We start from the raw sequence: 11,577 nt of genomic DNA, 5'->3' as shown, positions 1-11,577 counted from the left end.
GGCCGCATCGCCGGAGAGCACGAAATCCAGCGCCGGATCGTCCAGTGCCGGCGTTTCCTGCGCGACGCTGGCGATGCGCACGCGCGCGGGGATGTCGATGTCGCCCTGGTCGGCTTCGACCTCGCCCTGCAGCGCGGCGAACAACGACGATTTGCCGGTGCCGTTGCGGCCGATCACGCCCACGCGCCAGCCCGCATGCAGGGACAGGTCGACGTTGGACAACAGCAGGCGCTCGCCCCGGCGAAGGGCGAAATTGCGGAAGGAAATCACGGGACGGGTCGCGCAGATCGGATGCAATCCGGGCCGCGTAGTCTAAAGGTTCGGCCCGCTGCCCGGGCGCCGCTGCTGCGCTGACCCGCGATTGACGCGCCTTGACGCAATCTGCTGCCTCGGCAGCGGCGTGCGGACTTGCGGGTTGCATGGATCCGGTCCGGCCCACATCCTGAACAGGATCCCTCATCGGAGAGCCGATGCACCACACGTCCCTCATCGCGATCCTCGTGGCCGGCTTCGTGCTGGCGTTCGTCTTCGGCGCGATGGCGCAGAAACTGCGCCTGTCGCCCCTGGTGGGTTACCTGCTCGCCGGCGTGGTCGCCGGCCCGTTCACGCCCGGCTTCGTGGGCGACCAGACCCTCGCGCCGCAGCTGGCGGAGATCGGCGTGATCCTGCTGATGTTCGGCGTGGGACTGCATTTCTCGCTGCGCGATCTGCTCGATGTGAAGGCGATCGCCCTGCCCGGCGCGCTGGCGCAGATCGCGCTTGCCACCGCGCTGGGCTGGGGCATGGCACTGCTGCTGGGCTGGTCGCACGGCGCGGGACTGGTGTTCGGCCTCTCGCTTTCCGTCGCGAGCACCGTCGTGCTGTTGCGCGCGCTGGAGGAACGGCGCCTGGTGGAAACCGGCCGCGGCCGCATCGCGGTGGGCTGGCTCATCGTCGAGGACCTCGCGATGGTGCTCGCGCTGGTGCTGCTGCCTGCGCTGGCCGGCCTGCTCAAGGGCGGCGACACCAGTGCCGTGGCCGTGTGGGAAGCGCTGTTCAAGACGCTGGCGAAGGTCGGCGGTTTCGTCGCGGTGATGCTCATCGTCGGCCGCCGCGTGATTCCCTGGATCCTCGAGCGCGTGGCCGGCACCGGCTCGCGCGAGCTGTTCACGCTGTGCGTGCTCGCCATCGCGCTGGGCGTCGCGTTCGGTTCGGCCGGGCTGTTCGGCGTGTCGTTCGCGCTGGGCGCGTTCTTCGCCGGCATGGTGCTCAACGAATCCGAATTCAGCCACCAGGCGGCGAACGAAACGCTGCCGCTGCGCGATGCGTTCGCGGTGCTGTTCTTCGTCTCGGTCGGCATGCTGTTCGATCCGATGATCCTGATCGAGCGCCCGCTGCAGGTGCTGGCGACGTTCCTGATCATCGTGGTGGGCAAGTCGATCGCTGCGTACGCGATCGTCCGCGCGTTCGGGAAGCCGCGCAACACGGCGTTGCTGATCTCCACCAGCCTGGCGCAGATCGGCGAGTTCTCCTTCATCCTCGCCGGCCTCGGCCTGCAGCTGGAAGTGCTGCCGAAGGAAGGCCAGGACCTGATCCTCGCCGGCGCGCTGCTGTCGATCATCGTCAACCCGATCCTGTTCGCCTGGCTCGACCGCCGCGAGGCCCGCGAGGAAGCGCTGCGCGAAGACGTCGTCGAAGAGCACATGTACCCGCCCATCGCGCCGGACCTGCGCGACCACGTGATCCAGATCGGCTACGGCCGCGTCGGCAGCGAACTGGGCCGGCTGCTCACCGAACGTGGCGTCGGCCTGGTCGTCATCGACGGCGAGGAAGACCTCGTCGCGCGCGCACGTGCCGCCGGCATTCCCGCGATCCGTGGCAATGCGGCCAACGAACGCGTGCTGCGCGAGGCCGCGCCGGAACGCGCGAACACCGTGATGGTCGCCATTCCCAATGCACTGGAAGCCGGCGAGATCATCGCGCGGCTCCGCGAAATCAATCCGGCGCTGACCATCGTCGCGCGCGCGCACAGCGATGCGGAAGTGAAGCACCTGCTGCAGCACGGCGCCGACGGTGCGGTAATGGCCGAACGCGAACTTGCGCACAGCCTCGCCGAGATGGTGATGGCCACGCCGCACTACCGCGGATCGAGGCACCTGCCGCCGGCAACCGCCTGAGGAAACACGCATGACTGAAGAAGCCGCACCGCAGTTGTCGCCGATCGACGCGCGCATCCTCGCGTCGCTGTTCGAGAAGGAAGCGACGACGCCCGACGCCTATCCGCTCACGCTCAACGCGATCGTGCTCGCGTGCAACCAGAAGACCGCACGCGAGCCGGTGATGGAGCTCGAACCGGGCGAAGTGGGCAACGCGCTGCGCCGACTGGAAACGCGCGGCTGGGTGAAGTCGCAACACACGGCGCGCGCGGAACGCTATTCGCATCGCCTCGAAGCCGTGCTCAGCCTGACGCGACCGCAGACGGCGCTGCTCGTCCTGCTCATGCTGCGCGGCCCGCAGACCGCGTACGAGTTGATGTCGCGCACCGATCGCCTCGCGCGTTTCGAGAACATCGAGGACGTGCAGCACGCGCTCGAACGCCTGTCGCGCCGCTCGCCCGCGCTCGTCGTTGCGCTGCCGCGGCAGTCGGGCCAGCGTGGCGAGCGCTTCGCGCACCTGCTCAGCGGCGAGCCGGATCCGGGCGTGATGTCGTCTGCGCCAAGCGGCGCAGGCGCGTCGCCTTCGCCGATGTCGGAGCGCGTGACGGAGCTGGAACAACGCGTGGCGGAACTGGAAGCACGCTTGAGCGCGCTCGAATCCGCACGCGACGCGGGCTGAGCGTCACACGTCCGGCATCAGCGCGATGCCGAGCAGCACGACTGCTTCGATCATCTCCACCAGCGCGCCCGTCGTATCGCCGGTAATGCCGCCGAGCCGGCGCACGCACGCGCGTCGCCACAGCAGGAAAATGATTGTCGCGAGCACGAGCGCAAGCGCGCCCCGCGTGCCTGCGCTCGCACATGCCGCGGAACCCAGCAGCAGCGCGACCGCGCATCCGACGCGTGGCGCATTCGTGAGACCGCTCCCCAGGCCGCCGCTTCGCACGTAAGGCGTGGTCACGAATGCGATCGTCGCGGCCATCCGCGCGAGCAACGGCGCGAGCCAGAGCGATGTCCACGCATCGGCCGGCAGGCTCGCCAGTGCCGCGAATTTCACCAGCAGCACGAGAACGAGCGCGGTCACGCCCGCCGGTCCGCAGCGCGGATCCTTCATGATTTCGAGCGTGCGGGCGCGCCGCTGGTCCCACGTGCCGCCCATGCCGCCGATCCACGCGTCGGCGCTGTCGGCCAGCCCGTCCAGGTGCAAGGCGCCGGTGATCGCGACCCAGGCAAGCAGCACGACGGCCGCAACGAGCAGCGGCTTCGCGTCCGGCAAGGCCGAAACGAGCGCGCACAACAACGTGCCGATGAGCACGCCGACCAGCGGGTACCACGCGAGGGATCGCGACCTCGCCGAAGCATCGTCGAACACGCGTGCCGGAACCGGGATGCGCGTGAGGAAACCGATCGCGACCAGTAGTCCGCGCATCACGCCGGCGGCCAGGCGATCGGATGCAGCGACGCATGCGGCACGTCGATGCCGGCCATGTCGCCGAAGTCGCGTCGCTCGGCCACGCAGCGCAGCAGGCGGATCGCGCCGCCATGCGTGATCACGAGCACGCGGCCGTGCGCGGCCATCGCGGCGACGTCGTCCATCGCCGCTGCAAGACGCGCACGGAACTGCGCGAACGTCTCGCCACCGGGCGGCGGGTTCGCCACGGGATCGGCCCAGAAGCGTCCAAGTGCGTCGCCCTGCTCCTGCGCAAGCGTCTCGATCGGCACGCCTTGCCACTGGCCGAAATGGTATTCCGCCAGCCGCGCATCCAGATGCAGGGGCAAACCGCGCGCGTTCGCCAGTTCGCGCGCGAATCGCGCGCAGCGTTGCAGCGTCGAGGACACGATGTGTGTCCACTCTCGCCCGATCACTGCCTCGCGCAATTGCGACCAGCCCAGTTCGATCAGCGCATCATCCAGCTGGCCGCGATAGCTGCGCTGGCCCGTGTCGCCGTGGCGCAGCAGTTCGATGTTTCCTGGCCAGTTCATGCGCGCGAGACACCCGCCTGTTCGAATGTCGCCATCTCGCGATGCAGCGCACATGCCATGCGCAACAGCGGGACGGCCACGGCCGCGCCGCTGGCTTCGCCCAGACGCATGTCCAGGTCGAGCAGCGGCTGCGCGTGAAGCGCGTCCAGCAGGCGTTGATGGCCGCGTTCGTGCGAGCGATGCGAGAAGCAGAGCCAGTCGCGCACGCCTTCGTTCAGGCGCACGGCCGTGAGCGCCGCCGCCGTCGTGATGAAACCATCGACCAGCACCGGCAGTCGCGCTTGCGCTGCCGCAATGTAAGCGCCGGCGAGCGCTGCGATCTCGAAGCCGCCCAGGCGCTGCAGGTAGTCCACTGCGCCGTCTGCATCGGCCTGACGCGCGAGCGCACGCCGCACCACGCCGCACTTGCGTGCGATGCCGGCGTCATCGAGCCCCGTTCCGCTGCCGGCCAATGCTTCAGGCGCTTCGTCGAGCAGCGCGCACGACAGCGCCGTCGCGGCCGTCGTGTTGCCGATGCCCATTTCGCCACCGATGAACAGATCGGCGTCGTGGTCGAGCGCGAGCGCGACGCGATCGGCGCCGACCTGCATCGCCTCGCGCAGCTGCTCGCGCGTCATCGCGGGCGCCTCGCAGAAGTTCGCCGTGGTGGGGGCGATGACCGCGCGATGCACGTCGGGCAGTTCGCCCGGATCGTTGACGGTGCCGAGGTTCACCACGTCCAGCCGCGCGCCGAGATGACGCGCGAGCACCGCGATGGCCGCGCCGCCGGTCGCGAAGTTCCGGAGCATTTCGCCCGTCACGGCTTGCGGAAATGCGGACACGCCCTCCTCCGCGACACCATGGTCCGCGGCGAACACGCTGATCCAGACGCGTTCCACGCCGGGGCGCTCCGTGCCTTGCCGCGCCGCCCACCACACCGCGATGTCTTCCAGCTTCCCGAGCGAACCCGGCGGCTTCGTCAACCTGCCCTGTCGCGCGCGCGCGGCGCACGCGGCGTCGGCGTCCGCCGCGGCGCACGGGCGCGACCACCATGCATCGTTCATTCGTATGTTCCCTTCAGTGCGAGCGGCAACCCCGCCGCGACAAACAACACGCGATCGCAGCGGCGTGCGAGCGCCTGGTGCAGGCGACCGGCCTCGTCGACGAAGCGCCGCGTCAGCGCGCCCATCGGCACGACGCCGAGGCCGACCTCGTTGCTCACCAGCACGATGTCGCCGCGGAGGTCCGGCAGCACGTCAAGCAGCGCGACGCGCTCATGCTCGAAGCGCGCGGCATCCGGATCCGCGAGCAGGTTGGTGAGCCACAGCGTGAGGCAGTCGACCAGCACGCAACGCCCGTCGCCCGCGTGCCCGCGCAATGTCGTCGCCAGCGCCACCGGTTCCTCGACGCATCGCCAATGCGAGGGCCGCTGCGAACGGTGATGCGCGATGCGCTCGCGCATCTCGCCGTCGCCGCCCTGCGCGGTTGCGATGTAGACCACCTCGCGGCCGGTTTCGGTCGCGATTCGTTCGGCCAGCGCGCTCTTTCCCGAGCGTGCACCGCCGAGGATCAGACTTCGCATGCGTCCTCCCGGTCCAGAATCCTGAGCAGCGCATCGCAGTCCAGGTGCGCGTTGATCGCATCGGCGATGCGCTCGATCGACGCATCGCGCAGCGCGTGGATGTCGACGCGCTGCGCGTCGCGCAGTCCCGCCCATCGCAGCAGCGCCGCCAGCGCATCGGGGTGATCGAAAATGCCGTGGACATACGTGCCGATGATCTGCCGATCGTCGGACATCGCACCATCGACGCGCCCGTCGTCGCGCCGGTTCGACGGAGATGACAACGCGGCGCCGACGCTCGTGCCGCAGTGGATCTCGTAGCCACGCATTGGCGCATCATCGAGCGCCAGACGCCCGGCGACATTGCGCAGCTGCTTCTCCGGTTCGAGCGTCGTTTCCAGATCGAGCAACGCGAAACCCGCGCTGGTGCCCGACTCGCCCTCGATGCCGTGCGGATCATGCACCGCGCGCCCGAGCATCTGCAGCCCGCCGCAGATACCCAGCAGCTTTCCGCCGTAACGCAGGTGGCGCGAGATCGCCTCCTCCCAGCCGTTCGCGCGCAACCATGCGAGGTCGGCGCGGGTCGCCTTGCTGCCGGGCAACACGATCAGGTCGCAAGGCGGCGGTGTACCGTTCGGCCCAACGAAGATCACCTCGACCTGCGGATGCGCGCGCAGCGCGTCAAGATCGGTATGGTTGCTGATGCGCGGCAGCACCGGCACGACGACGCGCAGTGATGCGCCATGTTTGTCGCTGGACTCCGGCAACGCATCCTCCGCTTCCAGATGCAGGCCCTGCAGGTACGGCAGCACGCCGAGCACGGGCTTGCCAGTTTCACGCTCCAGCCATTCAAGGCCGGGCTGCAGCAGCGCGATATCGCCGCGGAAGCGGTTGATGACGAAGCCCCGCACGCGCGCACGCTCGCTGGGGCTGAGCAGCGCCAGCGTGCCGACCAGGTGCGCGAATACGCCGCCGCGGTCAATGTCGGCGACCAGGATCACCGGGCAATCCACCGCTTCGGCGTAGCCCATGTTGGCGATGTCGTTCGCGCGCAGGTTGATCTCCGCTGGACTGCCGGCGCCTTCGACGATGACGGCTTCGAACCGCTCGCACAGGCGTGCATGCGAGGCGAGCACCGCGTCGCGCGCGATGCGTTTGTAGTCGTGGTACGTGCGCGCATCCAGCTGCGCGACCGCGCGGCCGTGCACGATGACCTGCGCGCCAGTGTCGCTGCTCGGTTTGAGAAGGACGGGATTGAAGTCGGTGTGCGGCGCCAGGCCGCAGGCCTGCGCCTGCACGGCCTGAGCGCGGCCGATCTCGCCGCCGTCCTCGGTCACTGCCGAATTCAGCGCCATGTTCTGCGGCTTGAACGGCGCCACGGCGACGCCGCGGCGACGCAGCCACCGGCACAGCGCGGCGACGAGCGTGCTCTTGCCTGCATCCGACGTGCAACCCTGCACCATCAGCACGCGTGCGCTCACGGTCCGATCTCCTGCAACGCCGAGCACAGGCCCTCGTCGAGCCGGCGGAATCCCGCATCGTCCGGCGGCAGGCCGAACCGCAGGCTCGACGGTGTATCGAACAGCCGCGTCAGGATGCCGCGTCGCGCCAGCGCTTCGTGCAACGCAGCGGCGCGCGGATCGCGCTTCCACTGGAAGAAAGCGCAGCCGGCGTCCGGCAGGAAGCCGGTGCTTTCAAGCGTCGTGCGCAATCGCGAGCCGTACGCGGAGAGTCGTTCGCGCTGCATCGCATGCCATGCCGTGTCTGCCAGCGCAGCTCGCAACACGTGGCGGCTCGGGCCCGGGATCGTCCACGGCCCCAGGACTTCGTTCATGGCAGCGAGCATCGACGGTGCCGCGCACACGAAGCCTGCGCGCGCCCCCGCAAGGCCGAAGAACTTCCCGACCGAACGCAGCACGATCAATCCGTCGCGATCGCTAACGTCGCAGAGGCTGTCCTGCGGCGTCGCATCCATGAACGCTTCGTCGACGACGAGCCACCCTCCGCGTCGTGCCAGCGTCGAATGCAGCGCGAGCAGCTGCGTTCGCTCGAAGCGTTCGCCGGCGGGATTGTTCGGATGGATCAGCACGATCACGTCGAAGCGCGCGTGTTCCGCCAGCAACGCCGCCGCCGGAAGGCATTCGACGTCATGGCCGGCGGCGCGCCACGCGTGCGCGTGCTCCGCGTAGCCGGGCGCGATCACGCCGACGCGCGATCGCGCGCGCAAGCGCGGAAGCGCCTGAATCGCAGCTTGCGATCCCGCGACGGGAAGCAACGCCGAAGCGCCGTAGTAGTCGCTTGCGACCGCCAGCAGTCCGTCGTCGTCTTCCGGCAGGCGATGCCACGCGGCCGCAGGAATCGGCGGCACCGGCCACGCGAACGGGCTGATGCCGGTCGACACGTCCAGCCAGTGTTCCGGCGCGATCCCGTACGTGCGCGCGGCGCGCAGCAGGCGGCCTCCATGTTCAAGCATCGAAACCTCCCACGAGCACCGATGCAGCGACGATCAGCGCCAGCCAGAGCCAGACACCGCGCCGCACCAGTCGCAGCGCCGCCGCGATCGAATCCGCATCGGGTGCCGAACCTTCGCCGAGCGCGGGGCGCTCTTCCCACCGGCCGTGGTAGGGCGCGGCCCCGCCCAGGCGCACGCGCAACGCGCCCGCGCCGGCGGCCATCACGGGGCCCGCGTTCGGGCTGTCCCATGACGGTGCCTGCGCGCGCCAGCTGCGCCACGCGCTCGCGCGGTCGCCGAGCAGGGCGTACGTCAATGCCGTGAATCGCGCGGGCACGAAGTTCAGCACGTCGTCGATGCGCGCCGATGCCCAGCCGAACCGCTCGAAGCGCGGCGTCCGATAGCCCCACATCGCGTCGAGCGTATTCGCCAACCGGTACAGCACCGCGCCCGGTGCGCCGAGCAGCGCAAACCAGAACAACGCGCCGAACACCGCGTCACTGCCGTTCTCGAGCACCGATTCGGTGGCCGCTGCGGCGACCTGTGATGCATCCAGTGCGTCGGTGTCGCGACTGACCATGCGCGCGACCGCCGTACGCGCCGTCTCCAGGTCTCCCGCGCGCAATGCGGATTCCACCGCTCGCGCGTGCTCGGCGAGACTGCGATGGCCGATGGCGAGATACAGCACGAAGGCGGCGATGATCCAGGACATCCACGACGCCAACGCGTGCGTTAGCCATGCCACCGCGAGCACCGGCGGCGCGACGGCCAACGACCACGCCAGCGCGCCGACCACGCGGCTGTCGGCATGGAGCGTGCGTTCGATCAGGGATGCGATCCGCCCGAACATCACGAGGGGATGCGCACGCCGCGGCTCGCCGAGCAGTGCGTCGAGCACGACGGCGGCGAGCATGGCGAACGCGGTGCTCATGGCGAGAACAACCTCACCGCCGCAAGCGGGTCGGACGGGAAGTAGAAGTGCACGAAGCTTGCCGTCATCCGCCCTTCGCGATACACGGCTTCCGCACTCGGCCCCTTGTTCGGATTCGTCGCAAACGCGATGGGTGCGGCATCGACCGTCGCCTTCGCGTAATGGAACGTGTGGCCGCGCAGCGTGCCCTCGGGCAACACGACCGACTGCAGGCCAAGCGCCGCGAGCCGTGGCTGCATCGCGGCCGTACCGCGCAGCAACCCCGCCATGGGGGCGCGATTCCCGTCGCGATCGGCCAGCGAATCCAGCGCGAACAGCAGGCCGCCGCATTCTGCGACCAACGGCTTTCCCGCAGCGCGATGGGCACGCAACGCGACGTGCAGATCGATGCGTTGCGACAACGCATGCAGGTGCAGTTCGGGGTAGCCGCCCGGCAACCAGGCGGCATCGCATTCGGGCAGCGCATCGCCCGCCAGCGGCGAGAAGAAGCGCAGGTCGGCGCCGGCTTCGCGCAACAGATCGAGATTGGCCGGATAGAGGAAGCAGAACGCCGCATCGCGCGCGATGGCGATGCGCACGCCTTGCAGGCTCTTCGGGACGCGCAACGCCTCGTTCGAATCGAACGCCACGCGTGGCGGCAATGCGGTCGTCGCGTGCTGCTCCCACGCGTCGGCCAGTGCATCCAGCCGCGCGTCGATGTCGTGCAACTCGCCGGCCGACACGAGGCCGAGATGGCGTTCGGGCAGTGCCAGAACGGGATCGCGCGGCAACGCGCCCAGCCAATGAAGGTCCGCAGGAAGGCTTTCGCGCAGCAGGCGTGCATGGTGCGCGCTGCCCACGCGGTTCGCCGCGATGCCGTGCACGACGAGACCGTCACGATATCGCGCCAGGCCCGTGGCCAGTGCGCCGAAGGTCTGCGCCATCGCCGAGCCGTCGATCACCGCAAGCACAGGCAAGCCGAAGGCCTGCGCGAGGTCCGCGCTCGATGGCGCGCCGTCGAACAGGCCCATCACGCCTTCCACGAGGATGAGGTCGGCCTCGCCGGCGGCGGCATGAAGACGCGCGCGCACATCCGCTTCGCCGTTCATCCACAGGTCGAGCTGATAGGCCGGCGCGCCGCTGGCACGTTCGAGGATCATCGGGTCGAGGAAATCCGGCCCGGTCTTGAACACGCGAACGCGACGTCCCTGGCGCGTGTGCCAGCGCGCGAGGGCCGCGGTCACGCTCGTCTTGCCCTGCCCGGACGCAGGCGCCGAGACCAGCAACGCCGGGCAGTGGCGAAGGTGCGCGCTCACAGCTCGATGCCGTGCTGCGCCTTGATGCCGGCCTTGAACGCGTGCTTGACCACGCGCATCTCGGTGACGGTGTCGGCGGCATCGACCAGCGCATCCGGCGCGCCACGCCCGGTAATCACCACATGCTGCCGCTCCGGCCGCGATGCGAGCGCGGCAAGCACGGCGTCGAGGTCGACGTACTGCTTGGTCAGCGCGATGTTCAACTCGTCCAGCAGCACGAAGTCGTACGCCGGATCGGCGAGCATGCGCGCCGCGACGTCCCACGCCGCGCCTGCGGCAACGACATCGCGCGCGCGGTCCTGCGTTTCCCAGGTGTACCCCTCGCCCATCACGTGGTAGTCGACCAGATCGTCGAATCGCCGGAAGAACGCCTCTTCGCCCGTCGAAAAGCTGCCCTTGATGAACTGCACCACGCCGCAGCGGAAACCGTGACCGAGCGACCGCGCGAGCATGCCGAAGCCGGACGAACTCTTGCCCTTGCCATTGCCGGTATTCACCACGACGACGCCGCGATCGATCGTGGCGCGCGCGATGCGGCGGTCCACCAGTTCCTTCTTTCGCTGAGCGCGCTCGCGATGGTGTTCGTCGGGCGTGAGACCGCGACGGTCGGCGCCCGCGCTCATGCGTGCGCGCCCTTCGCCGCGCGCAGCGAGATCGACTTGACGATCACCGCGCGCACCGCGAAGGCGACGCCCACATACCCGGCGAGTGTGCCGAGCGCCCGCGGGTAGTACTGCGGGATGCGCGCCAGGAAGCCGCTGAGCGTGGGCTCCGGATAGCGGCCCGAGAAGAACCAGAATCCGCCTTTCGAGATCAGGTACGCGATGCTCGCCGTCACGACGAGCGCCAGCGCCAGCCGCGGGATCGTGATCCAGCGGTCGCGGTGCAGGCGCGCGTAGAACGTGCCGCCGAACCACAGCGCCGCGTAGGCCAGCGCCACGGCCCAGTACGCAGGCGACAGGCACCAGTCGGTGATCGTGCCCGTCGCGAGGCTGGCGAAATCCAGAACCGACGACAACACGAAGAACGTCGGCAGCGCCCACATCGGCCGCAACAACGCGCCGGCAAGGAAGAACACGGCCCACGATGCACTCGGCAGCGCATCCACGCTGGCGAAGTGCTGGCCGCGCGTGGCGATCATCAGCGCGGCGAGCGCACCACCGACTAGGATCTGCGTCCGTGTCGAGGCAATCGGAAGTGGCGTCGAGGAAGCAACAGGAACGTCGGACATGATCGTCTCC

General features: G+C 69.3%; 13 protein-coding genes. 2 read left to right on the top strand and 11 right to left on the bottom strand.

Translation table 11 applies throughout. The features are described from left to right. Positions 1-270, bottom strand: a 270-nt coding sequence (locus DX912_RS05540; RefSeq protein WP_147298567.1) for an ATP-binding cassette domain-containing protein, incomplete at its 3' end; no start/stop codon positions are given. Between the two features lie 200 nt (positions 271-470). On the opposite strand from DX912_RS05540, the gene ybaL reads away from it, so the two are divergent. Together ybaL and DX912_RS05530 are read left to right on the top strand one after the other, a co-directional pair. Beyond that, complete coding sequence (gene ybaL / locus DX912_RS05535; protein ID WP_115841464.1) at positions 471-2,156, top strand: YbaL family putative K(+) efflux transporter; 1,686 nt, start codon at positions 471-473, stop codon at positions 2,154-2,156. 10 nt (positions 2,157-2,166) lie between these two features. Continuing rightward, positions 2,167-2,814 carry a YceH family protein gene (locus DX912_RS05530; protein ID WP_115841463.1) on the top strand — a complete coding sequence of 216 codons (648 nt, stop codon included), beginning with the start codon at positions 2,167-2,169 and terminating at the stop codon, positions 2,812-2,814. Positions 2,815-2,817: 3 nt separating this feature from the next. Here the strand turns inward: DX912_RS05530 and DX912_RS05525 are convergent, their stop codons facing one another. The 10 genes from DX912_RS05525 to DX912_RS05480 are packed head-to-tail and all read right to left on the bottom strand — an operon-like array spanning position 2,818 to position 11,567. Continuing rightward, the gene (locus DX912_RS05525; protein WP_425477907.1) at positions 2,818-3,564 is read right to left on the bottom strand and encodes an adenosylcobinamide-GDP ribazoletransferase; all 747 of its coding nucleotides are present in this window, start codon (positions 3,562-3,564) and stop codon (positions 2,818-2,820) included. Then, positions 3,564-4,118, bottom strand: coding sequence for a histidine phosphatase family protein (locus tag DX912_RS05520; RefSeq protein WP_115841461.1), 555 nt, complete (start codon positions 4,116-4,118; stop codon positions 3,564-3,566). The genes DX912_RS05525 and DX912_RS05520 overlap by 1 nt, the downstream gene beginning before the upstream one ends. Beyond that, on the bottom strand, positions 4,115-5,161 hold the full coding sequence (gene cobT / locus DX912_RS05515) for a nicotinate-nucleotide--dimethylbenzimidazole phosphoribosyltransferase (RefSeq protein ID WP_115841460.1): 1,047 nt from the start codon (positions 5,159-5,161) through the stop codon (positions 4,115-4,117). The genes DX912_RS05520 and cobT overlap by 4 nt, the downstream gene beginning before the upstream one ends. After that, a complete protein-coding gene (gene cobU, locus DX912_RS05510; protein ID WP_115841459.1) occupies positions 5,158-5,679 on the bottom strand; it encodes a bifunctional adenosylcobinamide kinase/adenosylcobinamide-phosphate guanylyltransferase in 522 nt (173 codons plus the stop codon). Before cobU ends, cobT begins: the two co-directional genes overlap by 4 nt. Further along, positions 5,667-7,139, bottom strand: a complete 1,473-nt coding sequence (locus DX912_RS05505) for a cobyric acid synthase (RefSeq protein ID WP_115841458.1) — start codon at positions 7,137-7,139, stop codon at positions 5,667-5,669. The genes cobU and DX912_RS05505 overlap by 13 nt, the downstream gene beginning before the upstream one ends. Next, positions 7,136-8,131, bottom strand: coding sequence for a threonine-phosphate decarboxylase CobD (gene cobD / locus DX912_RS05500; protein ID WP_115841457.1), 996 nt, complete (start codon positions 8,129-8,131; stop codon positions 7,136-7,138). Before cobD ends, DX912_RS05505 begins: the two co-directional genes overlap by 4 nt. Next, the gene (gene cbiB, locus DX912_RS05495) at positions 8,124-9,041 is read right to left on the bottom strand and encodes an adenosylcobinamide-phosphate synthase CbiB (protein ID WP_115841456.1); all 918 of its coding nucleotides are present in this window, start codon (positions 9,039-9,041) and stop codon (positions 8,124-8,126) included. The genes cobD and cbiB overlap by 8 nt, the downstream gene beginning before the upstream one ends. Continuing rightward, the gene (locus DX912_RS05490; RefSeq protein WP_233433485.1) at positions 9,038-10,336 is read right to left on the bottom strand and encodes a cobyrinic acid a,c-diamide synthase CobB; all 1,299 of its coding nucleotides are present in this window, start codon (positions 10,334-10,336) and stop codon (positions 9,038-9,040) included. Before DX912_RS05490 ends, cbiB begins: the two co-directional genes overlap by 4 nt. Beyond that, positions 10,333-10,959, bottom strand: a complete 627-nt coding sequence (gene cobO / locus DX912_RS05485; RefSeq protein ID WP_115841454.1) for a cob(I)yrinic acid a,c-diamide adenosyltransferase — start codon at positions 10,957-10,959, stop codon at positions 10,333-10,335. Before cobO ends, DX912_RS05490 begins: the two co-directional genes overlap by 4 nt. Continuing rightward, positions 10,956-11,567, bottom strand: a complete 612-nt coding sequence (locus DX912_RS05480) for a hypothetical protein (RefSeq protein ID WP_181902713.1) — start codon at positions 11,565-11,567, stop codon at positions 10,956-10,958. Before DX912_RS05480 ends, cobO begins: the two co-directional genes overlap by 4 nt. Positions 11,568-11,577: the final 10 nt, after the last annotated feature.

It is taken from the genome of Lysobacter soli (assembly GCF_003382285.1).
In the GTDB taxonomy this organism is placed as follows: domain Bacteria; phylum Pseudomonadota; class Gammaproteobacteria; order Xanthomonadales; family Xanthomonadaceae; genus Lysobacter_J; species Lysobacter_J soli.
Note: the sequence above shows the minus strand (reverse complement) of the source record. Positions and strands in the feature narration are given on the sequence as shown.

Bases quoted from the DNA above. Each gene is read 5' to 3' on its own strand.
- ybaL (WP_115841464.1), top strand. From the start codon at position 471: ATGCACCACACGTCCCTCATCGCGATCCTCGTGGCCGGCTTCGTGCTG.
- DX912_RS05530 (WP_115841463.1), top strand. From the start codon at position 2,167: ATGACTGAAGAAGCCGCACCGCAGTTGTCGCCGATCGACGCGCGCATC.
- DX912_RS05525 (WP_425477907.1), bottom strand. From the start codon at position 3,564: ATGCGCGGACTACTGGTCGCGATCGGTTTCCTCACGCGCATCCCGGTT.
- DX912_RS05520 (WP_115841461.1), bottom strand. From the start codon at position 4,118: ATGAACTGGCCAGGAAACATCGAACTGCTGCGCCACGGCGACACGGGC.
- cobT (WP_115841460.1), bottom strand. From the start codon at position 5,161: ATGAACGATGCATGGTGGTCGCGCCCGTGCGCCGCGGCGGACGCCGAC.
- cobU (WP_115841459.1), bottom strand. From the start codon at position 5,679: ATGCGAAGTCTGATCCTCGGCGGTGCACGCTCGGGAAAGAGCGCGCTG.
- cobD (WP_115841457.1), bottom strand. From the start codon at position 8,131: ATGCTTGAACATGGAGGCCGCCTGCTGCGCGCCGCGCGCACGTACGGG.
- cbiB (WP_115841456.1), bottom strand. From the start codon at position 9,041: ATGAGCACCGCGTTCGCCATGCTCGCCGCCGTCGTGCTCGACGCACTG.
- cobO (WP_115841454.1), bottom strand. From the start codon at position 10,959: ATGAGCGCGGGCGCCGACCGTCGCGGTCTCACGCCCGACGAACACCAT.
- DX912_RS05480 (WP_181902713.1), bottom strand. From the start codon at position 11,567: ATGTCCGACGTTCCTGTTGCTTCCTCGACGCCACTTCCGATTGCCTCG.